24 protein-coding genes and 2 pseudogenes are annotated in these 25,586 nt (G+C 60.5%); 20 read left to right on the top strand and 6 right to left on the bottom strand.

Annotated features, from left to right (window positions below):
• Window positions 1-285: 285 nt before the first annotated feature.
• Complete coding sequence (locus AC0L7P_RS15490; RefSeq protein WP_473433538.1) at window positions 286-1,488, bottom strand: DNA polymerase Y family protein; 1,203 nt, start codon at window positions 1,486-1,488, stop codon at window positions 286-288.
• Window positions 1,489-1,562: 74 nt separating this feature from the next.
• Between AC0L7P_RS15490 and AC0L7P_RS15485 the strand changes: the two genes are divergently transcribed.
• Complete coding sequence (locus AC0L7P_RS15485; RefSeq protein WP_473433537.1) at window positions 1,563-1,871, top strand: hypothetical protein; 309 nt, start codon at window positions 1,563-1,565, stop codon at window positions 1,869-1,871.
• Window positions 1,872-2,086: 215 nt separating this feature from the next.
• On the opposite strand, the gene AC0L7P_RS15480 is transcribed toward AC0L7P_RS15485, so the two are convergent.
• Window positions 2,087-2,392 carry a DUF6476 family protein gene (locus AC0L7P_RS15480; RefSeq protein ID WP_473433536.1) on the bottom strand — a complete coding sequence of 102 codons (306 nt, stop codon included), beginning with the start codon at window positions 2,390-2,392 and terminating at the stop codon, window positions 2,087-2,089.
• On the opposite strand from AC0L7P_RS15480, the pseudogene AC0L7P_RS15475 reads away from it, so the two are divergent.
• The 3 genes and pseudogenes from AC0L7P_RS15475 to AC0L7P_RS15465 all read left to right on the top strand — a co-directional run bounded on the left by AC0L7P_RS15475 (window position 2,391) and on the right by AC0L7P_RS15465 (window position 5,555).
• Window positions 2,391-3,424 (top strand): annotated as a pseudogene (locus AC0L7P_RS15475) (RluA family pseudouridine synthase). The gene AC0L7P_RS15480 and the pseudogene AC0L7P_RS15475 sit on opposite strands and share 2 nt — an antisense overlap.
• A 175-nt stretch (window positions 3,425-3,599) precedes the next feature.
• Complete coding sequence (rpoH, locus tag AC0L7P_RS15470) at window positions 3,600-4,496, top strand: RNA polymerase sigma factor RpoH (RefSeq protein WP_473433535.1); 897 nt, start codon at window positions 3,600-3,602, stop codon at window positions 4,494-4,496.
• A gap of 84 nt (window positions 4,497-4,580) precedes the next feature.
• Window positions 4,581-5,555 carry a Gfo/Idh/MocA family protein gene (locus AC0L7P_RS15465; RefSeq protein WP_473433534.1) on the top strand — a complete coding sequence of 325 codons (975 nt, stop codon included), beginning with the start codon at window positions 4,581-4,583 and terminating at the stop codon, window positions 5,553-5,555.
• Window positions 5,556-5,595: 40 nt separating this feature from the next.
• Here the strand turns inward: AC0L7P_RS15465 and AC0L7P_RS15460 are convergent, their stop codons facing one another.
• Window positions 5,596-7,407 carry a M3 family oligoendopeptidase gene (locus AC0L7P_RS15460; RefSeq protein ID WP_473433533.1) on the bottom strand — a complete coding sequence of 604 codons (1,812 nt, stop codon included), beginning with the start codon at window positions 7,405-7,407 and terminating at the stop codon, window positions 5,596-5,598.
• A 749-nt stretch (window positions 7,408-8,156) separates the two neighbouring features.
• Here AC0L7P_RS15460 and AC0L7P_RS15455 point away from each other — a divergent pair.
• From AC0L7P_RS15455 to AC0L7P_RS15435, 5 genes and pseudogenes are all read left to right on the top strand, one after another.
• Window positions 8,157-9,549, top strand: a pseudogene (locus AC0L7P_RS15455) (circularly permuted type 2 ATP-grasp protein).
• 10 nt (window positions 9,550-9,559) lie between these two features.
• The gene (locus AC0L7P_RS15450; protein WP_473433532.1) at window positions 9,560-10,513 is read left to right on the top strand and encodes an alpha-E domain-containing protein; all 954 of its coding nucleotides are present in this window, start codon (window positions 9,560-9,562) and stop codon (window positions 10,511-10,513) included.
• Entirely contained in the window at window positions 10,510-11,355 is an 846-nt protein-coding gene (locus AC0L7P_RS15445; RefSeq protein ID WP_473433531.1) for a transglutaminase family protein, read from the top strand. The genes AC0L7P_RS15450 and AC0L7P_RS15445 overlap by 4 nt, the downstream gene beginning before the upstream one ends.
• 114 nt (window positions 11,356-11,469) lie before the next feature.
• Window positions 11,470-12,189, top strand: a complete 720-nt coding sequence (locus AC0L7P_RS15440) for an Ntn hydrolase family protein (protein WP_473433530.1) — start codon at window positions 11,470-11,472, stop codon at window positions 12,187-12,189.
• 98 nt (window positions 12,190-12,287) lie between these two features.
• A complete protein-coding gene (locus tag AC0L7P_RS15435) occupies window positions 12,288-13,118 on the top strand; it encodes a fumarylacetoacetate hydrolase family protein (RefSeq protein WP_473433529.1) in 831 nt (276 codons plus the stop codon).
• A gap of 6 nt (window positions 13,119-13,124) precedes the next feature.
• Here the strand turns inward: AC0L7P_RS15435 and AC0L7P_RS15430 are convergent, their stop codons facing one another.
• Both AC0L7P_RS15430 and AC0L7P_RS15425 read right to left on the bottom strand, forming a co-directional pair.
• On the bottom strand, window positions 13,125-13,931 hold the full coding sequence (locus tag AC0L7P_RS15430; protein WP_473433528.1) for an alpha/beta fold hydrolase: 807 nt from the start codon (window positions 13,929-13,931) through the stop codon (window positions 13,125-13,127).
• 143 nt (window positions 13,932-14,074) lie between these two features.
• Window positions 14,075-14,362, bottom strand: coding sequence for an SCP2 sterol-binding domain-containing protein (locus AC0L7P_RS15425; protein ID WP_473433527.1), 288 nt, complete (start codon window positions 14,360-14,362; stop codon window positions 14,075-14,077).
• A gap of 83 nt (window positions 14,363-14,445) precedes the next feature.
• Here AC0L7P_RS15425 and AC0L7P_RS15420 point away from each other — a divergent pair, with 83 nt between their 5' ends.
• The 6 genes from AC0L7P_RS15420 to AC0L7P_RS15395 all read left to right on the top strand — a co-directional run bounded on the left by AC0L7P_RS15420 (window position 14,446) and on the right by AC0L7P_RS15395 (window position 20,497).
• Entirely contained in the window at window positions 14,446-14,994 is a 549-nt protein-coding gene (locus tag AC0L7P_RS15420; protein ID WP_473433526.1) for a tetratricopeptide repeat protein, read from the top strand.
• A gap of 98 nt (window positions 14,995-15,092) precedes the next feature.
• A complete protein-coding gene (locus AC0L7P_RS15415; RefSeq protein WP_473433525.1) occupies window positions 15,093-18,080 on the top strand; it encodes a helicase-related protein in 2,988 nt (995 codons plus the stop codon).
• Window positions 18,077-18,481, top strand: coding sequence for an RNA-binding S4 domain-containing protein (locus AC0L7P_RS15410; RefSeq protein WP_473433524.1), 405 nt, complete (start codon window positions 18,077-18,079; stop codon window positions 18,479-18,481). The genes AC0L7P_RS15415 and AC0L7P_RS15410 overlap by 4 nt, the downstream gene beginning before the upstream one ends.
• A 49-nt stretch (window positions 18,482-18,530) precedes the next feature.
• Entirely contained in the window at window positions 18,531-18,869 is a 339-nt protein-coding gene (fdxA, locus tag AC0L7P_RS15405; RefSeq protein ID WP_473433523.1) for a ferredoxin FdxA, read from the top strand.
• Between the two features lie 286 nt (window positions 18,870-19,155).
• Complete coding sequence (locus AC0L7P_RS15400) at window positions 19,156-19,668, top strand: CarD family transcriptional regulator (protein WP_473433522.1); 513 nt, start codon at window positions 19,156-19,158, stop codon at window positions 19,666-19,668.
• Between the two features lie 73 nt (window positions 19,669-19,741).
• Window positions 19,742-20,497: a Stf0 family sulfotransferase gene (locus AC0L7P_RS15395; protein WP_473433521.1), complete on the top strand. Its 756-nt coding sequence runs from the start codon at window positions 19,742-19,744 to the stop codon at window positions 20,495-20,497.
• Here the strand turns inward: AC0L7P_RS15395 and tldD are convergent.
• Entirely contained in the window at window positions 20,494-21,915 is a 1,422-nt protein-coding gene (gene tldD / locus AC0L7P_RS15390) for a metalloprotease TldD (RefSeq protein WP_473433520.1), read from the bottom strand. The genes AC0L7P_RS15395 and tldD overlap by 4 nt on opposite strands.
• A 179-nt stretch (window positions 21,916-22,094) precedes the next feature.
• Here tldD and coxB point away from each other — a divergent pair, with 179 nt between their 5' ends.
• The 5 genes from coxB to AC0L7P_RS15365 all read left to right on the top strand — a co-directional run bounded on the left by coxB (window position 22,095) and on the right by AC0L7P_RS15365 (window position 25,542).
• Complete coding sequence (coxB, locus tag AC0L7P_RS15385) at window positions 22,095-22,967, top strand: cytochrome c oxidase subunit II (protein ID WP_473433519.1); 873 nt, start codon at window positions 22,095-22,097, stop codon at window positions 22,965-22,967.
• Between the two features lie 66 nt (window positions 22,968-23,033).
• Window positions 23,034-23,960, top strand: coding sequence for a heme o synthase (cyoE, locus tag AC0L7P_RS15380; protein WP_473433518.1), 927 nt, complete (start codon window positions 23,034-23,036; stop codon window positions 23,958-23,960).
• Window positions 23,960-24,154, top strand: coding sequence for a hypothetical protein (locus AC0L7P_RS15375; RefSeq protein ID WP_473433517.1), 195 nt, complete (start codon window positions 23,960-23,962; stop codon window positions 24,152-24,154). The genes cyoE and AC0L7P_RS15375 overlap by 1 nt, the downstream gene beginning before the upstream one ends.
• The gene (locus AC0L7P_RS15370; RefSeq protein ID WP_473433516.1) at window positions 24,154-24,705 is read left to right on the top strand and encodes a cytochrome c oxidase assembly protein; all 552 of its coding nucleotides are present in this window, start codon (window positions 24,154-24,156) and stop codon (window positions 24,703-24,705) included. The genes AC0L7P_RS15375 and AC0L7P_RS15370 overlap by 1 nt, the downstream gene beginning before the upstream one ends.
• A gap of 36 nt (window positions 24,706-24,741) precedes the next feature.
• Window positions 24,742-25,542 carry a cytochrome c oxidase subunit 3 gene (locus AC0L7P_RS15365; protein ID WP_473433515.1) on the top strand — a complete coding sequence of 267 codons (801 nt, stop codon included), beginning with the start codon at window positions 24,742-24,744 and terminating at the stop codon, window positions 25,540-25,542.
• Window positions 25,543-25,586 lie beyond the last annotated feature (44 nt).

The following is a 25,586-nucleotide window of genomic DNA, read 5'->3' as shown; positions in this document are numbered from 1 at the left end:
CGACCAGTTCGACACGCTGCCATCACATCAATTCCGCCGGGAGGAAGGCCCTCGAGGATGTTCCCTTGATCGGGCTGGGTGAGCCACTCGCGCGGCCAGACCATGATAACCGGCTTTCTGCGGCCAAAATCGGCAGGGAAAACAAGACACATTCGGAGGGGTGGATGTGCTGCATTTGCTGCGAGATAGCGTACGATGGTTTGGGTGTGGGCTGCGGCGGCCACGATGCGGCTCTGAATTCGTGAGGTGTTTCCCGGCTCATTGAACATGCGCTGTGCCATTCTGTCAGCCCCGCTCAAAGAAGCCAGGATGCGGGCGGTTTTCACCGTAGCGGATTGTTTCGGCGCCAAACCTGCCATTGATCATGTCAACAAGGCTCGACACTGTTTCGCCAGGGGACCGGGTCGCGGGTGCAAGCGGTGTAAATAGATCGCCCGGTCGGTCATCCATAAGGCTGACGTCTCCAAGGTGAATGCCGATTGACGCGATGTGTCGAGGCCGGTGATGGTGCCAGATGCGCACCCATAGCTCTCGGTGCAGCCGCAAAAGATAGCCGGTGTCGGCTGTCGCCTCGCACTTTATGCTGGCGCGGGCGGAATTGGTTGGGATGATGTGCATCATGACAGAGAGGCGACTGGTTACCCGTCCGTCGCGCCTGAGCCTACGCGCTGATTTTTCGATGAGCCAGCGGCTGACCAGATACGCCTCTTTGGGTGCGCGGAAATCTGGGGAAAGAATTTTCGAGTTGCCATAGCCGTGGCGCTGCGTCTCGGTCAGAGGGATGTCCATGCCCTGGAGCGCGCGCACAAAGCGTTCGCCCTCGATGCTGTTCCAGATGGCACGCGCTTGGCGGGGATCCAGATGGTAGAGGGTCGGGATGTCTCTGACCCCGGCCTTGCTCAGCTTTAGCATTATGCCGCGAGAGATTCCGGGCAGATCGTCGAGAGCCAGGTGTGCCAGCCGATCGGGCAGGTTCCGCGGGCTGAGCCATTGGCACCCGTCAGGTTTTTCGAGTTTGCCCGCGATCTTTGCTAGCAGGTGGTTGGGGCCAATCCCGGCCGAAAACCGGATTGTTGGCCCGATCTCCTGCGCAACGCGGGCCTTCATCGCCGCCACAAGGGCGAATGCGCCATGCTCGGCGCGTGCTGCGCCGGATAATTTGATCTGGAACTCATCGACTGACCGGATGCGCTCAACCTCGGCCATCTCATCCAGGATGGCGGCGATCCTCAGATTGTACCGTACATAGAGCCGGTGTCGTGATGGCAGCAGTACGATCTGCGGGCAGAGGCGCCGCGCCTCGCGGACGTGTGTACCTGTCCTGATCCCGAATGCCTTGGCCTCGTATGAGCAGGCCACGCAGGATCCGCTGTCCGAATCGACTGCTGTGATTCCAACAGGCCGCCCGCGCAGATCGGCGTTTTCATGCTGCTCAACTGACGCAAAAAAGGCGTTCATATCTATGTATAGCGTTCTAAATTCATCCATGAACCATACCTGCCCGATAGCGTGAGGCGTATAAATGTTCTACAAATGTTCTCATCAATCAAGAGGGTAAAAACATGGATCGTAAGCGCCAGCTATCTAACGTTGCGTTTGGTGGCGATTGGTCAGAGGCTATCATCGGTCGAGAGCAAAAGCGCGAATGGATCGCAGTTTTGCGGGCGGCGGTAGAGGGCTGCGCTGAGTTTGACCCGCGCACCGGGGCAGTGCGGGCGGTGCTGGATGCCATGGCGCCTCGCGTGGCCAGGGGTGAGATGCTGATCGAAACATTCTGGTGGGCAGGTGGTGTCACGCAGCCGGGGCTGCGGATGCAGGAAATGAAACTCGCACTGCACCGGATTGAGAGTGTTCTGGGAGTGATTGAGTGAGTGCGGGGTGGTTTCATGAACCGCAGTCGAAAGGGTATCAACTTGAAGCGGCGGCGGTATCGTTTCAGGATTCGGTGGTAAAAGTTACGGTGGACACCTTCCCGATAACTCATTGATTCGTATGGTGCCGAATGCGACGGTTGGGTGGACACCTTAGCCGTTGTTTTGCTGCCCGTAACTATGATCTTGCTGGACCAGGAGGTGGTACCATTTCCCTATCGTTCGATTTTGATACGTTGCTGCACACTCTGGCCGGTGGCGTCGAGAATCAGGATTTCGTCGTCGCCCGTCACCACCGCGAGCCAATCGGGACCGCGGGTAAAGGCGGTGACGCTGGTGCCATCCGGGAGGGCGATGCTGTCAGGCAGGGCGATCACCGGCGTGGCCTCGGGGAAGCGGGTGACAAACAGCGTGATCAGGATTATCAGCCCGACCAGCATCGTGGCGGTCAGCCCGGTTACCAGAATACGCAGGAACCGCAGCATGCGCTGCTGTTCAGGATCAAGCGGAGTATCGTCCATGGCTGAAACATCCCTCAGGGTCGTGATTTCGGACGCGCCGCCCGCCCGTCTTGATAAAGCACTGGCGCAGGACGTACCAGAGGCGGCGCATCTGTCGCGCTCGCGCCTTGCGCGGCTGATTGCCGACGGGGCGGTGCGGCTGAACGGCACAGTGATGCAGGATCAGAAGGCCCGCGTCGCGGCGGGCGATGTGGTGGATATTAACGTGCCCGTGGCAGAAGACAGCCACATCCTGCCCGAAGACATCGCCCTGAACGTCGTCCATGAAGACGACGATCTGATCGTCATCGACAAACCGGCGGGCATGGTGGTGCATCCCGCACCCGGTTCTCCTTCGGGGACGTTGGTGAATGCGCTGCTGCACCATTTTGGCGGTGAATTGTCGGGTGTGGGCGGTGAAAAACGCCCGGGCATTGTGCATCGGATCGACAAGGACACCAGCGGGTTGTTGGTGGTGGCGAAAAGTGATCGCGCCCATCACGGACTTGCCGCGCAGTTCGAGGCGCACAGTGCGCGGCGCCATTATCTGGCCCTGTGCCACGGGGCGCCCGATGCCGCCGATCCGCGTCTGCATGGCACGCGCGGCATCAGTTTCGAATCCGGGAGCGTGATGAAAATCACGACCCAACTGGCCCGCCACAAAACCGATCGCCAGCGTCAGGCGGTGTTGTTTCAGGGGGGCGCCATGCGGTGACGCGGGTGGAAACCCTTGAACGGCTTGGTATGCCGCCCGTCGCGGCACTGGTGGCATGCCGCCTTGAAACCGGGCGGACCCATCAGATCAGGGTGCATATGGCCCACGCGGGGCATGGGTTGATCGGTGATCCCACCTATGGCGGACGGCGTAAATTGTCGGCAAAGGCGGTAAGCGCGGCGGCGTTGGGGGCCGTGCAGGGCTTTGCGCGTCAGGCGTTGCATGCGGCCAGTCTGGGGTTTGTCCATCCGGGCACAGGCGATGAGATGACGTTTCAATCCCCGTTGCCCGACGATATGGCCGCGCTGCTGGACGTTTTGCGCCAACCCGCCGGGTAAATGTTTCAACGGGCCACAAGGGCGTGACAATCATCGTCATGGATGGACCTAAATCGCAGTGACCTTCATTTAGTGTTAAGATAATGACGTTAGTGGTTCTTGAACTGAACCGCTTCGTTCACTACTTGCATGTTAATCCCCGAAACATCCGGGGGCAGAACAGGGGCTGATCCAGATGGCGACTTATGCAAACCTTCCCGCACCGTCCCCCGAGCAGGGGCTGAACCGGTATCTTCAGGAAATCCGCAAATTTCCGATGCTTGAACCGGAAGAGGAATACATGTTGGCCAAGCGCTGGGTCGAGGATGAAGATACCGAAGCGGCGCACAAAATGGTCACATCGCACCTGCGACTGGCGGCAAAAATCGCCATGGGCTATCGTGGCTATGGGTTGCCCCAGGCCGAGGTGATTTCCGAGGCCAATGTCGGCCTGATGCAGGCGGTCAAGAAATTCGACCCGGAAAAAGGGTTCCGTCTGGCGACCTATGCCATGTGGTGGATTCGCGCCTCGATTCAGGAATATGTGTTGCGGTCGTGGTCGATGGTGAAACTTGGCACCACCAGCGCCCAGAAAAAGCTGTTTTTCAACCTGCGCAAGGCAAAGGCCCGGATTGGCGCGCTTGAGGATGGCGATCTGCGCCCCGAACATGTGGCGCGTATTGCCAAAGACCTGAGCGTGACCGAAACCGAAGTCATCAGCATGAATCGGCGCCTGTCGGGCGGTGATGCCTCGTTGAATGCGACGATTTCGCAAGATGGCGAAGGGGCCGCGCAGTGGCAGGACTGGCTTGAGGATGAAGATGCCGATCAGGCCGGCGATTACGAGGCGCGCGACGAGCTGGAATCCCGCCGCGCCCTGTTGATGGAAGCGATGGATGTGCTGAATGACCGGGAAAAGGACATTCTGATGCAGCGCCGCCTTGAGGATCAGCCGGTCACCCTTGAGGATCTGTCGGGGCAATACGATGTCAGCCGCGAACGGATCCGCCAGATCGAGGTGCGGGCGTTTGAAAAGCTGCAAAAACGGATGACCGAACTGGCGCGGGACAAGGGCATGATGCCCGCCGCCTGATCTGCGCGGGTTCCCGCACTGGCGGGATGCGTTGACGTGAGGTAAATATGCCCCCATTGTGCCGCCGAGTTCAAGGGGGGCAAAATGCCAGAAATCATCCGTTGGGGAATCCTGGGCGCGTCGAAATTCGCGCTTAATCACATGGGCCCGGCAATTCATGCCGCACGCGGCGCCACGTTGGCCGGATTGGCCACATCATCGGCGCAAAAGGCGGTTGGTTTTGTCGCCTTCGCGCCGGATATCAAGGTGTATGACACCTATGATGCGTTGCTGGCCAGCGATGAGATTGACGCCGTTTACATCCCGCTGCCCAATCATCTTCATGTGGAGTGGACGAAAAAGGCGCTGGCGGCGGGCAAACATGTGCTGACGGAAAAACCCATCGGTTTGGCGGATGCTGATTTTGACGATCTGATTGCAGCGCGCGATGCGGCCGGTCTTTTGGCGGCCGAGGCCTATATGATCGTGCATCACCCCCAGTGGATCATGGCGCGTGATTTGCTGGCCGAAGGGGCCATCGGGCGTTTGATCCATGTGGATGGGATGTTCTGCTATAACAATGCGGATGACGCCGGAAATATCCGCAACCGCCCCGAAACCGGTGGCGGCGGGCTGCGTGATATCGGGGTTTACACCTTTGGATCGGCCCGCTTTGTCACCGGTGCCGAGCCAGAGCGCGTGACCGCACGCCTGCGGTTTGAAAACGACGTCGATACCTTCGCCCATGTCTGTGCGGATTTTCCGGGGTTCACCTATAATTCCGTCACATCCATGCGGATGTTCCCGAATCAACGGATGACCTTTCATGGCGATGGCGGGGTGATGACCCTGAGTACACCGTTCAATGCCGGTGTTTTCGGGCAGGCGGAACTGCACCTTGAGAATTCCGATATGGCGGTCACGACCCACCGCTTTCCGCAGGTCGATCATTATGTTCTTCAGGTCGAAGCCTTTGGTCGCGCTGCGCAGGACGGCACGCCCTATGCTTGCCCGCTGGAATTTTCCCGGGGAACACAGCGGATGATCGACATGGCCTTTGCGGTTGGTGAGGCAATCTGAGCCGGACAGGGGCGGACCAGAAATGGCCCGCCCCGGAAAGTCAGTCTTCCATCGCCTCAAGTTCGTCGATGAAACCTTCGATCATCGACAACCCCTTGTCCCAGAACGCCGGGTCGCTGGCATCAAGGCCGAAGGGCGCCAACAGTTCCTTGTGGTGTTTTGAACCGCCAGCCTTGAGCATGTCGAAATATTTGTCCTGAAATCCCGGCGCGCCCTCTTCGTAGACGGCATAAAGCGCATTCACGAGGCCATCGCCAAAAGCATAGGCATAGACGTAGAATGGCGAATGCACGAAGTGCGGGATATAGGCCCAGAAGGTTTCATAGCGGTCCATGTAGGTGAACGCCGGGCCAAGGCTTTCGCCCTGCACCGACATCCACAGGGCGTTGATGTCGTCTGGCGTCAACTCGCCCGCGCGCCGGGCGTCGTGCAATTTGCACTCAAAGTCATAGAACGCGATCTGGCGAACGACCGTGTTGATCATATCCTCAACCTTGCCGGCCAGCAGAACCTTGCGTTCTGCCGGGGTTTTCGCCGCGGCCAGAAGTTTGCGGAAGGTGAGCATTTCGCCAAACACACTGGCGGTTTCGGCCAGGGTCAGCGGGGTCGAGGCCAGCAATTCACCCTGATCGGCGGCCAAAACCTGATGCACCCCATGGCCCAACTCATGGGCAAGGGTCATCACATCGCGCGGTTTTCCCAGATAATTCAGCAATACATAAGGATGCACATCGGTGACGGTGGGGTGGGCGAATGCCCCGGGTGCCTTGCCCGGTTTCACCCCGGCATCAATCCAACCCTTTGAAAAGAAAGGTTCAGCCAGATCGGCCATCTGCGGTGCGAAATCGCTGTAGGCATCCATGACCATCTGTTGCGCCTCGTCCCAGTTGACGGTGCGGTTTTGCTCCATCGGCAGGGGCGCGTTGCGGTCCCAGACCTCAAGAACGTCAAGGCCCAGCCATTTGCGTTTCAACTCGTAATAGCGATGCGACAGGCGCGGATAGGCGTTGACCACGGCGTTGCGCAGGGCTTCGACCACCTCGGGTTCCACGTCGTTGGCCAGATGCCGCCCGGTTTGCGGGGTGGGCATCTTGCGCCAGCGATCCTCGATCTCTTTTTCCTTGGCCAGCGTGTTGTGCACCCGGGCGAACAGCGCGACGTTGCGCCCGAATACCTCGGACAGCGCACGGGCGCCTTTTTCGCGTTGATCGCGGATCGGATCGGTCAGCAAATTCAGGGTTGCTTCGATGCCGGTTTCTTCGCCGTCGATATCAAAGGTCAGCCCGGCGATGGTTTCGTCGAACAGCCGGTTCCATGCGGCGGCCCCCACGGTGGATTGATCGTGAAGGAATTTCTCCAACTCATCCGAAAGCTGATAGGGCCGCATGGCGCGCAACCGGTCAAATACCGGGCGATAGCGGGCCAGATCGGCATCGGCCGCGAACACCCCGTCAAGTTGTGCGTCAGGGATGCGATTGATCTCTAAAGAGAAAAACACCAGAGGCGCGGTGAAAACGGTGATCTTGTCCTGACAGTCGGACATGAATTTGGCGCGGTCGGGATCGGTGGTTTGCTGATAATACCGCAACCCGGCAAAAGACATGATCCGCCCGGCGATCAGATCAATCTTTTCATAGGCCAGCACACAGGCCAACAGGCCGGGGGCGTCAAGATCGGCCAGCTTTCCCTCATAGGTGGCGGCGAAATCGGCACAGGCCTTTTCCAGCCACGCCATATCGCGGGCAAGTTCGGGGGCGTCCTGCCCGGTGTAGAGATCGCTCAGATCCCATTCGGGAAGGTTGCCAAAATCGCCGCCAGAATCGGCGTGGGCATCGAAAACGGGTTTTTGCATGGAATCCTCGTCGTTATGTCCCATCTAGATAGGTCAGCCGACTGCCACTGGCCAGTGGCGCCGCCCCGGACGAGAATATTTATGGTTCAATATGGGGTGATTTTCTGCGGAAAGCGGGAAAGGGCGTGATTCCCTTGATCGCACCAATAAGCCGTCGCGGTGCCCCGTGGAAATGCCGGAATTTCGGGCAGATTGGACGTAAAATCCCAACTCTGCGGCTTGGGCTATTCCTGTCGGGCGTGGGCGTGAAAGCCCGAATTTGCGCTGTTGGCGGACGTTTCCGGCAACCAGATGAACCGCAACATTATCCCTGCAAAGGATGCCAGAGAGGTTAGAACGTACAACAAAACCAACTGGGAAAACGGCAGGGTGCTGAATGCCGCGAACCCGGCGGATACAACCAGCGCGATAAACGTACTCAGGAAGATACCGGCGACGGCCATGATGCCCCCTTGCGCCAAATCGGCGCTGCATAGTCGGTTTCAGTTACGGTTCGCCAACGCGAGCGTTGGGCGCGATACAACCTAAAGGTGTGGTCTGACCCCGCAAACGTCAAGGTTGCGTTGAAGGTGGCCGATCGCTCGGCGGAATTGCGCCTGTGTTGCACATTGCGCGGTTTTCGGGCGCGGCGCGGTGTTGCGGGGGTAAAATTCCCGCCACGCATTAGGGTGTTTCCATTTTCGCCAATCGCTTGTTAGGGTCGGGGTACAGTCAACGGGAGAGTGGCCATCACAAACTATTTCAACGAAATGTTCGATGGTGAAACCGTGCGCATGCCGTATCAGGGGCTTCTTGGGTGGAGCCGGGACATGCCACAGGAATTGCGCAATCTGAAACAGAGCGAGGCCGAGGCGCTGTTCCGCCGCATCGGAATCACCTTCGCCGTCTATGGCGAGGGGGGCAGCCCCGACAGGCTGATCCCGTTCGATATGTTTCCACGGGTGTTTCAGGCCGATGAATGGGCGCGGCTGGAACGGGGCATCAAACAACGGGCGCGGGCGTTGAATGCGTTTCTGGTCGATGTTTATGGCCGGGGCGAGATTGTGAAGGCGGGGCGTATTCCCGGGCGGCTGGTCTATCAGAACGAGGCGTATGAGACAGCGGTTTGCGGTATTGTCCCCCCCAAGGGCGTGTATTCGCACATCGTTGGCGTTGATCTGGTGCGTACCGGCCCGGATGAATTTTTCGTGCTGGAGGACAACTGCCGCACGCCATCCGGTGTGAGCTATATGCTGGAAAACCGGGAAATCATGATGCGCATGTTCCCCGATCTGTTTCAGCACAACCGCATTGCGCCCGTTGAAAATTACCCGACTCTGCTGCGCCGTACCCTGGCCAGCGTGGCCCCCGACAAATGCGAAAATGAACCGCGGGTGGTGATTTTCACCCCCGGCCATTTCAACAGCGCCTATTACGAACATTCCTTTCTGGCTGACATGATGGGTGTCGAACTGGTGGAAGGGGCCGATCTGTTCGTTGAGGGCGATTATTGCTGGATGCGCACCACCGAAGGGCCAAAGCGGGTGGATGTGATTTACCGCCGGATCGACGACGCCTTCATGGACCCGCTGTGTTTTCGCCCTGATTCTGATGCTGGGTGTGCCGGGGTTGATGAATGTCTATCGCTCGGGCGGGGTGTCGATCTGTTCGGCGCCCGGGGCCGGTGTGGCCGATGACAAGGCGATCTATACCTATGTGCCCGAAATGATCCGGTTCTATCTGGGCGAGGCACCGATCCTGAACAACGTCCCCACCTGGCAATGCGCCAAGAAAGAGGATTGCCGCTATGTGCTGGAGCATCTCTCTGAACTGGTGGTGAAAGAGGTGCACGGTTCGGGCGGATATGGCATGTTGGTTGGCCCGCGCGCCGACAAGGCAACGATTGAACTGTTCGCGGACAAGATTCGCGAAAAACCGTGGAATTACATCGCCCAGCCAACGCTGGCCCTGTCCACATGCCCCACGTTCGTGGACGAAGGTATCGCGCCGCGCCATGTGGATTTGCGCCCCTATTGTCTGGTGGGGCAGAACATCGAACTTGTCCCCGGCGGGCTGACACGGGTGGCGCTGACCGAAGGGTCGCTTGTGGTCAATTCGTCCCAGGGGGGCGGGGTGAAAGACACCTGGGTGATGGCGGAATGAGGGGCCGGACATGCTGAGCAGAACCGCCGAAAACCTGTACTGGATCGCCCGTTACATCGAACGGGCCGAAACCAACGCCCGCCTGTTGGAAGTGGGGGCGCGCAATGCCCTGATCCCCAACACCGGCGGCGGATACCGCAACGATTGGGAATCAGTGTTGCAGGCCAGTGGCACCGCCTTTGGCTTTGGTGAAAAATTCTCGGAGGTTGTGCAGCGCAACGTCGAAACCCATCTGTTTTTCGACCGTGACAACCCCAATTCGGTGGCGTCCTGTATCGAAAAGGCCCGCGAGAACGGGCGCATCGTGCGCACCGCCCTGACCAGCCAGGTGTGGGACGCCCTGAATATCGCCTTTCAGGAGGTTGAGGAATTTGGCCGTGTTGAACGGTCACGCCTGTCCCTGTCTGACCTGACGGATTGGACACTGCGCACCACCGCCCTGATACGGGGCGCGGGGATGAACACCCAGTTGCGCAACGACGGCTATGATTTCACCAACATCGGTCATTATCTGGAACGGGCCGACAGTACCGCGCGGATGCTGGACGTAAAATATTTCACGCTCTTGCCACAGCTCAGCTATGTCGGGTCGGGGTTGGACAATTACCAGTGGCGCACGCTGTTGCGGTCCATGTCGTCAAGCCGGGCGTTCAACTGGGCCTATGGGGGTGAAATCAGCCCGCCCAAGATCGTGGATTTTCTGGTGTTGAACCGGCAATGCCCCCGGTCCTTGCTGAGTTCGATCGAGGGGGCGAATACGCACCTTGACCGTCTGGCGCGGGCCTATGGCCGCTCGGGCGCGGCCCAGACCAAGGTGCGCGAAATGGTGGGCGAAATGTCGGAAATGCAGGTGCAGGACGTGTTCGATGAGGGGCTGCATGAATTCCTCAGCCGGATGATCGGCAACGTCGCCACCTTGGGCGGTGAAGTGCAGGAAATGTATCTGAGCGGGGACGTGCGATGAGACTGACAATCAGCCATGAAACCCTGTACCGCTTTAACCCGCCCATGCGCAGCGTGGTACAAAGCCACCGCCTGACCCCGTCGCAATTCGAGGGCCAGCAGGTGATTGAATGGCAGGTCGAGGTCGAGGGCGCGTTGCGTGGTGCCGCGTTTCGGGATGGCGCCGGGGACTGGATCGAGACGATTTCGGTACCGGGACCGGTGCATGAGGTGCGCGTGATGGTGCGCGGAACGGTTGAAACCCATGATCTGGCCGGGGTTCTGCGCGGCCACCGCGAAACCGTCCCGCCCGAGGCTTATTTGCGCCCGACCATTTCAACCGGTCCTGATCGTGCGATTTACGCGCTGGCGGAACTGGCGCTTGCCGATACCCCCGAGGATGACCCGTTGGCCCGCGCCCATGCCCTGGCCAATGCAGTGGCCGAGGCGATCGAATATTGCCCCGGCGAAACCACCAGCGCCACCAGCGGCGCCGAGGCATTGGCCCAGGGGCGCGGCGTGTGTCAGGACCATGCCCATGCCCTGATTGCCGTCGCACTGGCCAGCGATATTCCCGCGCGCTATGTCACCGGATATCTGGAATCCGGTTCCGATGGCGTGGCGCATGAGGCAAGCCACGCCTGGGCCGAACTCTGGGTTGCCGGCATCGGCTGGATCGGGTTCGACCCGGCCAACGGGTGCTGTCCGGACGAACGCTATGTCCGGCTTGGCTCGGGGCATGATGCCGAGGGCGCGGCGCCGATCCGTGGCGTGGTGGATGGTGCGGGCATCGAGGCGCTTGAGGTCGACGTGCACGTCCAGAACGACACAGCAGGCCAAAGCCAAAGCCAGACCCAGCAGTGACGCGGTGTCGCCGCTGCCCGGGGCCGCACAGGTGCGTTGCGCGCATTGCGCATTCCCCGTTTGCGGCATAATGAGACGCGATTAAGCGGCAGATGGTTTCGGACAGGTAAACGGATGACATATTGTGTGGGGCTTTTGCTGAACGCGGGCATGATTTTGCTGTCGGACACGCGCACCAATGCCGGGCTTGATAATATTTCGGTCTATAAAAAGACCTTCACATTCGAAGAGCCGGGCGAGCGGGTGATCACCATCATGACCGCCGGCAGCCTTTCGGTGACACAAACCACCATCGCCCGCCTGGAAGACGCCACCGACAACCCGGATTCGGGCACCGAATCTATCCTGACGGCCCCGACCATGCTGCGGGTGGCCGAAATTGTCGGCAATACCTTGTCCACCGTGGCCCGCGACGTGGCGCTGAAGATGGGCGGAATGACCCAGAATGCCAGTGCAACGATGATCGTCGCCGGTCAGCGCAAGGGGGGCGGGATGCGCATGTTTCTGGTCTATCCCGAGGGAAATTTTATCGAATCCACCACCGACACCCCGTTCCTTCAGATCGGCGAGCATAAATATGGCAAGCCGATACTTGATCGGGTGGTGACCATGGAAACCTCGCTGGCCGATGCGCAAAAGGCGGTTCTGCTGTCGATGGATTCCACCCTGCGGTCCAACCTTTCGGTGGGGATGCCGCTGGATCTGACCGTGATACGCGAAGGGGCGTTGCAGGCCGATTATCGCCGGATCGAAGCCGACGATCCGGTGTTTCACGCCATGAGCGCGGCCTGGTCGGTCGCCCTGCGCGACGCGTTTACCGAGGTCGAAATCTAGCTGGCGGCCTCGCACCTGATGCCTGTGTGCCAGCGGCCATCTGCTTGACCTTGGGTCAGGCCTCACGTTCACTGGTCACAGATATTTTGGAGCATGTAATGAGATTTGTGCGATTCGGCCAACCGGGGGCCGAACGCCCCGGCGTCATGGACCGCCAGGGCACAATCAGGGATATTTCACGGGATTTTTCCGACATCGCAGGGCCTGCGCTGGCTGAACTGCACGGGGTGGATCCGCGCAAATATCCGGTGGTCGAAGGCGCCCCGCGGCTGGGCATTCCTGTGGGACAGGTCGGAAAATACATATGTGTCGGGATGAATTACACCGACCACGCCCGCGAAAATAACATGCAGCCCCCGCGCGAGCCGATCTTTTTTCTCAAGGCCACGTCGGCCCTGTGTGGCCCGAGTGACAATGTGATCCTGCCCCGCGACTCGCAAAAGGCAGATTGGGAGGCGGAACTGGGCGTGGTGATCGGGCACCGCGCCAGCAACGTGGACGAAGAAACCGCCCTGTCCCATGTGGCCGGATATGTCGCCGTGAACGATCTGAGCGACCGCGAGTTCCAGCTTGAGCGCGCAGGCCAATGGACCAAGGGCAAATCCGCCGACACCTTCGGCCCCGTCGGCCCCTGGCTTGTCACCCCGGACGAGGCGGGCGATCCGCAGGATATGGCGCTGCGTCTGACACTGAACGGCGAACTGATGCAGGACGGGCATACATCGAACATGATCTTTCCGGTGGCCCGGCTGATCAGTTATATTTCGCAGTTCATGTCGCTGCACCCTGGCGATATTATCGCCACCGGTTCGCCGTCCGGGGTTGGGATGGGGCGACGCCCGCAGGTTTACCTGAAACCCGGCGATGTGATGGAGCTTGAGGTGGGGCGCCTTGGCCGCCAGCACCAAACGGTGATGCGGGCGGCCTGAGCGCCCTCAGGGGTGGGTGTCGAACAGGGCGCAGGCATCATCATAGAACTGGCCGCGCCGGGCCGGGGTTTCCATCATCACCTCATGGCGTCCGCCGTCTATCATCGTCAGCGTACCGTCCGGCCATGCCCACATGCGCGATCTGATCCGCCCGGGATCGACGATCTGTTCTTCACTGCCCAGGGTGGTGAGCGTGGGAATATCCGGCGATGGTATCCGTGACAGCGCCCGCCCGTCGTGCAGCGCCTCGTAAAGCCAGCGCAGCGATGGGCCGCCGATCACAAGTTCCGGGTGTGCCGCGACCTGGGCCTGCATCCATGCCCACATGGCAGGGTCGCCGGTCAGCATGTTTTCCTCAAACCCGTTGGCGATCACATAGGATTCTTTCGACGTGCCGGGGGCAAAGGCATGGTCAAACCCCAACCTTTGGCTGGCCCATGACAGCGACCAGGCCAGAGGGCGCAGGGCAGGGGCCATGACGATGCCCCACATGGGCGCCGAAAATACCGCCGCCTTCACCGGCAGCCCGTCATGCAGGGCGCGCAACCCGATGGCGCCCCCCATGGAATGGGCCACCAGATAAAAGGGCCGCGGCAGGTTCAGCCGTTCGGCCGCCGCAACCATCGCCGCCACATCCTGTTGGTAATCGGTGAAATGCACCACATGCCCGCCGGTCGGGTCATCGATCATCCGGTCCGCCAAACCCTGACCGCGCCAATCCACCGCGATCATGGCATAGCCCCGGGCGGCGAATTCACCTGCCGCAGGCCCGTATTTTTCAACGTATTCGGTGCGCCCCGGAAACAGCAGCACCGTTCCCTTGTCGCCCGTTGCCCAATGGGCCAGCCGGATGCGCAGCCCGTCCGCCGTTTTGGCCCAATGGGTTTGCCCCCTTCGGGGGCATCGGCCACTTCACAATGGAAGGGCGCGGTTTCCATGGTCAGGGCGACCATCGCTCAGGCCAGCGCCGAGGCCAGTTTCATCGCCGTGCCCATATCGCCGTCGATGGTCAACCGGCCCGACATGAAGGCGCTGGTCGGGTTCAGATCGCCTTCGATGATTTCGCGGAATGTGTCGGCGTCGGCGGTCATGGTCACGTCGGCGTCATCGTCACCCGGGCGGGCGCCTGACCCGTCCAGCATGATGGCGCCCTCGTCGGGGATTACGAACTTGGCCGAACCGTCGAAATCTCCGCCCAGTTTTTCGTTCAGGGCGGCGGCGGCGGTGGCGATCAGGTCAGACATGGAAAATCCTCTCATTGTGATGCGCGTATGGGGTGTTTTCTGGTCCCGATGCGCTAATATCTATGTCAGTTATGGGAGCGGTCATGAAAATTCTCAAATCTATCGTTACGGCATTTGCCCTGAACTTTTGTGTGACATTTCCCGTGAGCGCACAACAGGCCGATCTGGACGATCTGTTCACCGCCCTGAAAACCGCCGATGCAGTCAGCGCCGAACCCATCGCGCAAAAGATCTGGGATGAATGGTCTAAAAGCGGGTCTGCGGCCATGGATCTGTTGCTGGAGCGCGGCCGCAAGATGATGCAGCAGGGCGATCTGGTGCTGGCGGTTGAGCATTATTCCGCCCTGATCGACCATGCGCCGGACTTTGCCGAAGGCTATAACGCCCGCGCAACGGCCTTGTTTCAATTGAACCGCTATGGCGAATCGCTGGCCGATATCCGCATGGCTCTGGCCCTCAATCCGCGGCATTTCGGGGCGCTGGCCGGGCTTGGCACGTTGCTTGAGGAATTGGGCTATTACAAAGAGGCGCTGGCGGCATGGCGGGCGGTGCGCGATATTTACCCGGCCCAGCCCGGTGTCGATGCCGCGATCACCCGGTTACAGGTGATTGCCGAAGGCGTTGAGATCTGAACCCATTCCACCCCTTGAGCCTTGGGCGCGGATGATGTCTGCTGCCCGGGCGCGCGGATACAACCGCCCGGCCCAATTGCCAGGAACGAGAGCAGAAAATGGAAATGACCGGTCGGATCACCGCGGTCCTTGGCCCCACCAACACAGGCAAAACCCACTACGCGATCGAGCGGATGCTGAGCTATCGCAGTGGTATCATCGGGTTGCCTCTGCGGCTTTTGGCGCGCGAGGTGTACGACCGTATCGTCGCGGCGCGCGGCCCGTCGGTGGTGGCACTGGTCACTGGCGAAGAACGGATCGTGCCAGATCGCGCCCAATATTGGGTCTGCACGGTCGAGGCGATGCCCGAGGGCATGGGCGCCGATTTTCTGGCCATCGACGAGATTCAGCTTTGCGCCGACCCCGAGCGGGGCCATGTGTTTACCGACCGGTTGTTGCGGGCGCGTGGCACCCACGAAACCCTGTTCTTGGGCGCCGAAACCATGAAGGGCGCCATCGCCGCACTGGTGCCACAGGTACAGTTCGTGCGCCGCGAGCGGTTTTCGCAACTGATGTACACCGGCGCGAAAAAAATCTCCCGCATGCAACCGCGCAGTGCCATTGTCGGATTTTCGGTTGAAAACGTCTATGCGATTGCCGAATTGATCCGGCGCCAAAAAGGCGGCGCGGCGGTGGTCATGGGCGCGCTTTCGCCGCGTACTCGCAATGCCCAGGTTGATATGTATCAAAACGGCGATGTGGATTTTCTGGTCGCCACCGATGCGATTGGGATGGGGCTGAACCTCGACATCAATCATGTGGCCTTTTCCGGCACCGCGAAATTTGATGGCCGGCGGATGCGACCCCTGGCGCCAAATGAGCTGGCACAGATCGCCGGGCGGGCGGGGCGATACCTCAAGGACGGCACCTTTGGGGTGACGGGCGAGGCACCGCAACTGGATGATGGCGTGGCCGATGCGATTGTCGAAAACCGCTTTACCCCGTTGAAAAAGCTCAACTGGCGCAACGCGCGGCTGGAATTTGGCACCGCTGATGCCCTGATCCGCAGTCTCGAATCCCCTACCGACCGCGCCCGGTTCGAGGCGGACAATGCCGCCGAATGGCTGACCCGGGCGCGCGAAGCCGATGATCTGGCGGCGCTGAAAACCCTGTCGGCATTGCCCGAGGTTGCCATGCGCTGTCGTGATGCGCGGGGGGTGAAACTGTTGTGGGATGTGTGCCGCATTCCCGATTTTCGTGGCATTTCACCGGGCGAACACGCCGGGATGCTGGAACGGATTTTTGGCTATCTTGCCGAATGGGGCAGGGTGCCGGATGATTGGCTGGCGCGACAAATAAAACGAATTGACCGAACCGATGGCGATATTGATGCGTTATCCAAAAGATTGTCGTATATTCGCACCTGGACCTATGTTGCACAGCGCAAAGGCTGGGTCGATGACGAAAGCCATTGGCGCGGGGCGACGCGTGCCGTAGAAGACCGACTGTCGGATGCATTGCACAATGCCCTGACCCAACGATTTGTGGACCGGCGCACCAGTGTTCTGTTGCGGCGGCTCAAACAGAAGGAGAGCCTTTTGGCCGAGGTGAACGATAAGGGTGAAGTGACCGTCGAAGGTCAGGTATTGGGGCGGTTGCAGGGCTTCCGTTTTCATCAGGATGCGTCCGCGTCACCGGATGAGGCAAAGACGCTGCGTCAGGCGGCCGTTGCCGCATTGCGCCCGGAATTCCATCTGCGGGCTGACCGGTTCTATAACGCACCGGACACTGAAATCGACTTTACCGAGCAGGGCGGCCTCATGTGGGGCGATCAGGCGGTGGGCAAGTTGATTGCCGGGTCTGAACCCCTGAAGCCGGGGGTTGAGGCCTTTGTCGATGACGAGGCAGGCCATGATGTGGCCCAAAAGGTGCAACGCCGGTTGCAGCATTTCATCGACCGCAAGGTGGCAACGCTGTTCGAACCGCTGCTGAACATGCAGCGCGACGAAACCCTGACCGGGCTGGCGCGTGGCTTTGCCTTTCGGATGATCGAAAACCTTGGCCTGCTGTCGCGCGAAACGATTGCGGGCGAGGTGAAAGAGCTGGATCAGGAGGCGCGCGGTGCCCTGCGCAAACATGGCATCCGCTTTGGCCAGTTCACCATTTTCCTGCCCCTGCTGTTGAAACCCGCGCCCACGCGGTTGCGCCTTGTGTTATGGTCCCTGTCCAAGGGCCTGTCGGAATTTCCCGAAAGCCCGCCGCCCGGGTTGGTGACAATTCCCGTTCCCGCTGGCACCGACCCCGAGGCGGCGATCATGTCGGGCTATCGCGTGGCGGGCGAGCGGGCGATTCGCATCGACATGCTGGAACGGCTGGCCGATATGCTGCGCGCCAAGGACAGCCGCGCCGGGTTTGAGGCAACGGCAGATATGCTGTCGATCACCGGCATGACGCTTGAGCAATTCTCGGGTCTGTTGGCCGGTCTTGGCTATCGCGCCGAAAAGGGCGAGCGGCCCAAGGTCAAGGCGGCATCAACCCCACCCGCCGAATTGCCCGACCTGACCCCCGATGAAACCCCTGCCGAGGTTCCCGCCGAAGCGCCCGATCAGACCCCGGCGGAAACACCCGCCCCGGCCCCTGCCGAAACGCCTGAACCGCGCGTTGACGAATCGGCGCTGCCGGTTGATCAGGCCATGGAGCAACCCGGCGATCCGTCGTTGGAACAGGCCTTGGATGCTGGCGACGCCGCCGATCTGCCCTCGACCGATGCCGCGCAGGCCCCGGTGGTGACGAACCTTTGGGTGACGCAGCATTGCCCGAAACGCCTGCGGCGGCGCCGGTGGAAACCGAGGTGTTCTATACCTTCACCTGGGGCGGCAACCGCCCGGTGCGCGACGGCAACCGGGGCCAACAGCGCCGCGACGGTGGCGGCAAACGGCCCCAGGGTGACGGCAAACCACGCGGCAAGGGTGGCCCCCGCAAGGGCAAGGGCGCTGCGCCGCAAGGGGCAAACCCGGCGCCAAAAAGTTCGAGTCGCGCCCGCCCCGCAAGGAAAAACCGATCGACCCCGACAATCCGTTTGCGGCGGCGCTCATGGGGCTGCGTGACAAAACCTGAGGCACGCGCCACTGTCCGGTTGGACAAATGGCTGTGGTTTGCGCGATTTTTCAAGACGCGCAGCTTGGCCACGCGGCTGGTTTCGGGCGGCAACGTGCGGGTCAATGGCCTGCGCGCTGTCAAACCGGCGCTGGCTGTGGGGCAGGGCGATGTTCTGACCTTCGCGCAGGGCGATGCGATCCGGGTTGTCGAAATCCTGTCCTGCGGCACCCGGCGCGGCCCCGCACCCGAGGCGCAGGCGCTTTATCTTGATCGCAGTCCGCCCGCGCCACCACGCCCCGACCCCGTGGCACAGGCCCCCCGTTACGACGGTGGCGGACGCCCCACCAAGAAAGACCGCCGCGACATGACAAGGATGTCGCAGGCTGCGCGCTCTGGACCGCTTGAATGATCCGCGGCACTCGGCTAGGTGATGAAGACGCTGAGATGGGACCGCACCTATGACCTATATTGTCACCGACAATTGCATCGCCTGCAAATACACCGATTGCGTGGAAGTCTGCCCTGTGGACTGCTTCTATGAGGGTGAAAACATGCTGGTCATTCACCCGGACGAATGTATTGACTGCGGCGTTTGCGAACCGGAATGCCCCGCCGAGGCGATTTTTCCCGACACGGAACCGGATATGGACCCGTGGGTGGAATTCAACCGCAAGTATTCCGAAGCCTGGCCCGTGATCATCACCAAGAAAGATCCCCTGCCCGAGGCGGAAGAGCGGGACGGCGAAACCGGCAAGATGGAAAAGTACTTTAGCGAAACCCCCGGCGAGGGTGGCTGATCTCGCGCCGGGCGCTCTGCACTGCGGCAAAAATGGCAACGTTGCGCCCCTAAGCGCCTTATTTCCAAGGTTATTCGCAACTTACGCAGCGGTGCCTTTGAGATGGCGCTTTTTTGTGCTATGTTAGTAACAGTTGAACAAGGCGATGGACAAAGTCCCGGGGGCGCTTGCCGCAATGCGGCATTGCCGACCTGACAACCGATTGACCGAACGACGGGAGGATTTGTGTGTTCCCGCCGTTCTTCTGTCGCCTGAATTCTGGGGGCCTTACGAGGAATGTGTCTGAATGAGCAAATCTAAAAAACTCGACTTCCGTCCGAACGAATTTGTTGTCTATCCCGCCCATGGTGTGGGTCAGATCGTTTCGGTCGAAGAACAAGAGATTGCCGGCATCACGCTTGAGCTGTTCGTGATCTCGTTCGAAAAGGACAAGATGACCCTGCGCGTGCCGACCCACAAGGCAACCGAAGTGGGCATGCGCGCCCTGTCCTCGCCCGATGTGGTGACGCGGGCGATGACCACGCTCAAGGGTAAGGCCAAGGTGAAAAAGGCCATGTGGTCGCGCCGGGCGCAGGAATACGAGCAAAAGATCAACTCGGGCGATCTGATCGCGATTGCCGAAGTGGTGCGCGATTTGCACCGCACCGACGATCAGCGCGAGCAGAGCTATTCCGAGCGTCAGCTTTACGAAGCCGCGCTTGAGCGTCTGACCCGTGAAGTGGCCGCCGTCACCGGCGGTGACGAGGTTCTGGCCCAGAAACAGGTGGGCGATGTCCTGATCAGCCGCGCCGCCGCCTGATCCTGTCACATATCGCGCATTTACCGCCGTCCGATCCGTTCGGGCGGCGGTTTTTGTTTTACCGGAGCGAAAGATGGCCCGATACGATGCGTATGTGATCTGTTCCACCCCGCGCAGCGGCAGCACATTGTTGTGCAAGCTGTTGGCGGCGACCGGGCAATCGGGGGTGCCGAATTCCCATTTTCACAAACCGGCGCTGGCTGATTGGATGCGGGCCTTTGCGCTGTCGCCCGGTGATTTTCCCGACGAACGTGCCATGCTGCGCGCGGTGTTTGACGCGGCGCAGGCGCGGGGCAGGGGCGGCACGGGGATGTTTGGCCTCAGGGTGCAGCGCGATAGTTTTGATTTTCTGGCGCAACAGTTGGGCATCCTTCATCCCGGCCACAACAGCGATCTGGCGCGGTTCAAGGCGGCATTTGGCAGGGTGCTGTTCATTCATCTCAGGCGGGCGAATACCCTGGATCAGGCGATTTCACGGGTGATCGCCACGCAGACCGGGTTGTGGCACCGGGCGGCAGACGGAACCGAGCTGGAGCGGCTCGCACCACCGGGGACGGCAACCTATGACAGGGCCGAGATCGCGCGGCAGGTGGCCGATCTTCGGGCGCAGAATGAGGCGTGGCAGGATTGGTTCACCCGTGAAAACATCACGCCCCTGACTGTGGATTATGATGATCTGGCAGGTGACCCAACGGGCATATTGGCCGAGATACTGAACCGGCTGGGGCTGGATTCTGCGCTGGCAGAGGGAATCATGCCGCCGGTGGCGCGGCTGGCAGATGCCACCAACCGCGCATGGGCCAACCGGTTCAGGGCCGGGTCGCGTTAGGCCGCGCTGCCGCCCACGGTCAGCCCGCCGATCATCAGGGTCGGCTGCCCCACGCCCACCGGCACCCATTGGCCCGCCTTGCCGCAATTTCCCATGCCCGGGTCAAGGGCCATGTCGTTGCCGATACCACGGATTTTTTGCAATGCGGTGGCACCGTCACCGATCAGGGTTGCGCCCTTGACCGGCGCGCCCACCTTGCCGTTTTTCACCCGGTATGCCTCGGTGCAGGAAAACACGAATTTACCGCTGGTAATATCGACCTGGCCGCCGCCAAAACCGACGGCATAGATGCCATCCTTGAGATCGGCCAGAATATCGCCGGGGGTCGCATCGCCGCCCAGCATATAGGTGTTGGTCATCCGCGGCATCGGGGTGTGAGCGTAACTTTCGCGCCGCCCGTTGCCGGTGGCGGATACCCCCATGAGCCGGGCGTTCTGGCGGTCCTGCATATAGCCCACCAGCACGCCGTCTTCGATCAGCACGTTTTTGCCCGAAGGTGTGCCTTCATCGTCGACGGTGATTGATCCGCGCCGGTCGGGGATGGTGCCATCGTCCAGCACGGTCACGCCTCTGGCGGCGACTTGTTGGCCCACCAATCCGGCAAAGGCGCTGGTCTGTTTGCGGTTGAAATCGCCCTCCAACCCGTGGCCGACAGCCTCGTGCAGCAGGATGCCGGGCCAGCCGGGGCCAAGCACCACATCCATGATGCCCGCCGGCGCCGGTTCGGCCTCAAGGTTGACCAGCGCGATGCGCAGCGCCTCGCGCGCCAGACCCTGCCAGTGATCGGATGCCACAAGGCCGGTCAGCCCCAACCGCCCACCGCCGCCAACGCCACCGGATTCGCGTCGCCCGTCCTGTTCGACGATGACCGATACGTTCAGCCGGGTCATCGGGCGGACATCGCGCACGGAATGGCCCTCGGGGCGCAGAATCTCGATTTCCTGAATCGAGGCGGCCATGGTCGCGCTGACCTGCACCACACGCGGATCAAGCGCGCGCGCGAAGGCATCAATTTCGCGCAGGGTGTCGAGTTTGACCGCGAATGTCGCGTCCGTCATCGGGTCGTTGTCGGTATAGAGTTTCACATTGGTGGAACGCGGGGCGTCGGCCAGGGTGCCGCCGCCATCGCCCACCGCCAGACGCGCGGTTTGTGCCGCACGGTTCAGTGCGGTTTCCGAAATCTCGCTTGAATGGGCGTAACCGGCGGTTTCGCCCCGCACGGCGCGCAATCCAAAACCTTCGGAGGCGTCATAGCTGGCGGTGCGCACCCTTGCGTCGTCAAAAACGATCACCTCTGATCGGCTGCGCTCCAGAAACAGTTCGCCATCATCGGCGCCGGCCACCGCCGCGCGCAGGGTGGCAAGGGCGGCGTCGGCGTCAAGCTGGGTGTCGAACGGGCGAAATGGGGTGTCGGACATGATAACTCCTGTCTGGTCGGCAACATAAAACGCAAAAGCGGCTGAATGCCACAGTGGTTTGGCTTGTCCATTTCTGTCTAATATGGTTTCAGAACGCGAGAACACAACGGGATTCCGTCCGAAGGGCGGTGGCCCGGACGGGCGGCACCACCGCCCACAGCCAAAGCAGGAACCGGAATATGCGCTTTCACACCAAAGTTGCGGGCCTTTTGGCCGGATGCACCACCGCCTTGACGGGCGCGGCAGCATGGGCCCAGGACGGGCTTGATGGCCTAGAGATCGTCGGCCACCCAACAGCGGGGGGCGTTTATTTTCAACCCGCCGCCACCGAACTGGCCCGGGATATCCACGGGTTGGATGACATGCTGACGGTGATCTGCACCGTGATCGTGGCTTTTGTCATACTTCTGCTGGCCATTGTCGCGATCAAGCACAACCGCCGCGTTCACCCGACCCCGGCGTCGTTCACCCACAACACCCCGATCGAAATCACCTGGACCATCGTGCCGATCGTGATTCTGATTTTCATCGGCGCGTTCTCGCTCCCGGTGCTGTTCAAACAACAGGAAATCCCCGAGGCGGACGTGACCATCAAGGCGACAGGGAATCAGTGGTACTGGACCTATGAATACCCCGACAGCGAGTTCGGCTTTGACAGCTTCATGCTCAAGCGCGACGAATTGGCGGATTACGGCTATTCGCAGGATGAATTCCGGCTGGCCACCAACACCGCGATGGTGGTGCCGGTGAACAAGATCGTCGTTGTGCAGGTGACAGGCGCCGACGTGATCCATTCCTGGACGATCCCGGCCTTTGGCGTAAAGCAGGACGGCGTTCCCGGTCGTCTGGCCGAACTGTGGTTCAAGGCCGAAAAGGAAGGCATCTATTTCGGTCAGTGTTCCGAATTGTGCGGCAAGGATCACGCCTATATGCCGATCACGGTCAAGGTCGTCAGCCAGGAAAACTATGATAAGTGGCTCAAGGGTGCGATTGCGGAATATGCCGGCACACCGCAGATCGAAAGCGGCGTGCGTCTGGCCTCGGCCAACTGATCTGACCACAATCAAGGGTCGGGTGTACGCACCCGGCCACCCCCTATCTGACGGACACCAGTACCCATGACCGATGCAACCATTCTTGAGCATGACAACGAGGCACAGTTCGGCGATTATTTCGCCCTGCTGAAACCCCGTGTGATGTCGTTGGTGGTGTTCACGGCCTTTGTCGGGCTGATGGTGGCGCCGGTCGACGTGCATCCGATGATCGGTTTTTGCGCGGTGCTGTTCATCGCCGTGGGGGCAGGGGCCTCTGGTGCGCTGAACATGTGGTGGGATGCGGATATCGATGCGGTGATGAACCGGACCCGCAAACGCCCCATCCCGGCCGGTAAGGTCACGGGCCAGGAGGCGCTGGGTATCGGACTGGGGCTGTCGGGCTTTGCGGTGGTCATGCTGGCGCTGGCGACCAATCTGGCGGCGGGTGCGCTGCTGGCCTTTACGATTTTTTTCTATGCCGTGGTTTATTCCATGTGGCTGAAACGCTCGACCCCGCAGAATATCGTGATCGGTGGGGCGGCGGGGGCCTTTCCGCCGCTGATCGGCTGGGTTGCCGCCACCGGGAGCGTGTCTCTTGCTGCGGTGCTGATGTTCGGGCTGATCTTCATGTGGACGCCGCCGCATTTCTGGGCGCTCGCGCTGTTCCTGAAAAAGGATTACAACAACGCCGGTGTGCCGATGCTGACCGTGACCCATGGGCGGCGCGTGACCCGGGTGCATATTCTGGTCTATACCCTGCTTTTGGCGCCACTGGCTGTTGGGCTGGGCCTGACCCAGATCGGCGGGCCGGTTTACCTGACGGTGGCGGTTCTGGCGAACGCCTGGTTCGTCAAGGGCGCGATCGATATTTTCCGCCGCGACGAAGAAATGGCCGAAGCGGATTCCTACAAGACGGAAAAGGCGTTCTTTCAGTTTTCGCTGCTCTATCTTTTCCTGCATTTCCTGGCGCTTTTGACAGATGCCGGATTGCGTGTGTTCGGGGTAATCTGATGGCGATCAAGACAGAACATGACCTGCACAAGCGGCGCTTTTCGCGCAATCTGGGTGTCGGGTTGGTGCTGGCCTGCTTTGTGGCTATCGTTTTCGGGCTGACGGTGGTGAAGGTGAAACAGCTTGGCGCCGTTCAGGCCTTTGATCACGTGGTCCGGCCCGAATTGGAACCTGCACCCAAGGCGGGGAACTGATGATGGACCCGAAGAATAAAACCGCCGCCCAGATGGTGGGCGTTGTCCTTGTCATGGGTGCGCTGGCCTGGGCCGCGATTCCGTTTTACAGCTGGTTCTGCCGGGTCACCGGGTATGGCGGCGCAACGGTCACCGGGGCCGGGGCCGATCAGGTGCTCGATCAGACGATCACGATCCGCTTTGACGGATCGGTCGCGCCGGGCATGCCCTGGACGTTCAAGCCGGTCAACCGCGAGATGGATCTGAAGATCGGTGAAACCGGTCTGGCCTTTTACGAGGCCTATAACCCCACGGATCACCCCATTGCCGGGCAGGCCAGCTATAATGTTGCACCTTATGAGGCGGGGGGATATTTCACCAAGATCGAATGTTTCTGTTTTACCGAACAGGTGCTGCAACCGGGCGAGCGGGTGCAGATGCCCGTGACGTTTTATGTTGACCCGGATATCGTGAATGATCGCGACGCGAAGTTTGTCAAACACATCACACTGTCATACACGTTCTATGAAATCGACCTGCCCGAAGAACAGGCGAGTCTGAGCGTAGAATAACAAGCCCGAACAAGGGCCCGAGACGAGGGAACGCCCATGGCGCACGAAAAAAATCACGATTATCACATTCTGCCGCCGTCAATCTGGCCGCTGCTTGGCGCATTGGGTGGCTTTGTCATGCTGTTTGGCGCCGTTCTGTTGTTCCACGACATGGGGCCCTGGATGTTCCTGGTCGGGCTGGCTGGCGTTCTGTACGTCATGTATGGCTGGTGGTCCGAAGTGGTCGTGGAAGGCAACTCCGGCGATCACACTCCGGTGGTGCGGATCGGCCTGCGCTATGGCTTCATCTTCTTTATCATGTCCGAGGTGATGTTTTTCGCCGCGTGGTTCTGGAGCTTTTTCAAGCACGCCATTTTCCCCGGTGGCCCTGAACAGCCTGTCGAATTTCTGTCATGGCCCCCGGTGGGGATCGAAACCTTTGATCCCTGGCATCTGCCGCTGATCAACACCCTGATCCTGCTGTGTTCCGGCTGTGCCGCCACCTGGGCGCACCACGCTCTGGTTCATGAAAACAACCGCAAGGATATGGCCAACGGGCTGATCCTTGCTGTGGTTCTGGGGCTGCTGTTCACCGTGTTTCAGGCCTATGAATACAGCCATGCCGCCTTTGGGTTCTCGGGCAATATCTATGGTGCCAACTTCTTTATGGCGACCGGGTTCCACGGCTTTCACGTGGTGATCGGGACGATCTTCCTGTTTGTCTGTTTCCTGCGTGTAAAGGCGGGCCATTTCACCCCCGAACAACACGTCGGCTTCGAGGCCGCCGCCTGGTACTGGCACTTTGTTGATGTCGTCTGGCTGTTCCTCTTTGCTGCCGTTTACATCTGGGGCGGCTGAGCGCACCCTGCACATCGTGCGGGCGGATATGCGATGACAAAATA

It is taken from the genome of Oceaniglobus sp. K40-3 (assembly GCF_055808395.1).
The sequence above is the reverse complement of the archived record's forward strand: the minus strand, read 5'-3'. Positions and strand labels throughout refer to the sequence as shown.

Excerpts from the sequence above, each read along its gene's own strand:
- tldD (WP_473433520.1), bottom strand. The coding sequence starts at position 21,915 with ATGTCCGACACCCCATTTCGCCCGTTCGACACCCAGCTTGACGCCGAC.
- AC0L7P_RS15420 (WP_473433526.1), top strand. The coding sequence starts at position 14,446 with ATGAAAATTCTCAAATCTATCGTTACGGCATTTGCCCTGAACTTTTGT.
- AC0L7P_RS15445 (WP_473433531.1), top strand. The coding sequence starts at position 10,510 with ATGAGACTGACAATCAGCCATGAAACCCTGTACCGCTTTAACCCGCCC.
- AC0L7P_RS15435 (WP_473433529.1), top strand. The coding sequence starts at position 12,288 with ATGAGATTTGTGCGATTCGGCCAACCGGGGGCCGAACGCCCCGGCGTC.
- coxB (WP_473433519.1), top strand. The coding sequence starts at position 22,095 with ATGCGCTTTCACACCAAAGTTGCGGGCCTTTTGGCCGGATGCACCACC.
- rpoH (WP_473433535.1), top strand. The coding sequence starts at position 3,600 with ATGGCGACTTATGCAAACCTTCCCGCACCGTCCCCCGAGCAGGGGCTG.
- AC0L7P_RS15490 (WP_473433538.1), bottom strand. The coding sequence starts at position 1,488 with ATGGATGAATTTAGAACGCTATACATAGATATGAACGCCTTTTTTGCG.
- cyoE (WP_473433518.1), top strand. The coding sequence starts at position 23,034 with ATGACCGATGCAACCATTCTTGAGCATGACAACGAGGCACAGTTCGGC.
- AC0L7P_RS15460 (WP_473433533.1), bottom strand. The coding sequence starts at position 7,407 with ATGCAAAAACCCGTTTTCGATGCCCACGCCGATTCTGGCGGCGATTTT.
- AC0L7P_RS15415 (WP_473433525.1), top strand. The coding sequence starts at position 15,093 with ATGGAAATGACCGGTCGGATCACCGCGGTCCTTGGCCCCACCAACACA.
- AC0L7P_RS15465 (WP_473433534.1), top strand. The coding sequence starts at position 4,581 with ATGCCAGAAATCATCCGTTGGGGAATCCTGGGCGCGTCGAAATTCGCG.
- AC0L7P_RS15400 (WP_473433522.1), top strand. The coding sequence starts at position 19,156 with ATGAGCAAATCTAAAAAACTCGACTTCCGTCCGAACGAATTTGTTGTC.
- AC0L7P_RS15365 (WP_473433515.1), top strand. The coding sequence starts at position 24,742 with ATGGCGCACGAAAAAAATCACGATTATCACATTCTGCCGCCGTCAATC.
- AC0L7P_RS15480 (WP_473433536.1), bottom strand. The coding sequence starts at position 2,392 with ATGGACGATACTCCGCTTGATCCTGAACAGCAGCGCATGCTGCGGTTC.
- AC0L7P_RS15370 (WP_473433516.1), top strand. The coding sequence starts at position 24,154 with ATGATGGACCCGAAGAATAAAACCGCCGCCCAGATGGTGGGCGTTGTC.
- AC0L7P_RS15440 (WP_473433530.1), top strand. The coding sequence starts at position 11,470 with ATGACATATTGTGTGGGGCTTTTGCTGAACGCGGGCATGATTTTGCTG.
- AC0L7P_RS15395 (WP_473433521.1), top strand. The coding sequence starts at position 19,742 with ATGGCCCGATACGATGCGTATGTGATCTGTTCCACCCCGCGCAGCGGC.
- AC0L7P_RS15425 (WP_473433527.1), bottom strand. The coding sequence starts at position 14,362 with ATGTCTGACCTGATCGCCACCGCCGCCGCCGCCCTGAACGAAAAACTG.
- AC0L7P_RS15375 (WP_473433517.1), top strand. The coding sequence starts at position 23,960 with ATGGCGATCAAGACAGAACATGACCTGCACAAGCGGCGCTTTTCGCGC.
- AC0L7P_RS15485 (WP_473433537.1), top strand. The coding sequence starts at position 1,563 with ATGGATCGTAAGCGCCAGCTATCTAACGTTGCGTTTGGTGGCGATTGG.
- AC0L7P_RS15450 (WP_473433532.1), top strand. The coding sequence starts at position 9,560 with ATGCTGAGCAGAACCGCCGAAAACCTGTACTGGATCGCCCGTTACATC.
- fdxA (WP_473433523.1), top strand. The coding sequence starts at position 18,531 with ATGACCTATATTGTCACCGACAATTGCATCGCCTGCAAATACACCGAT.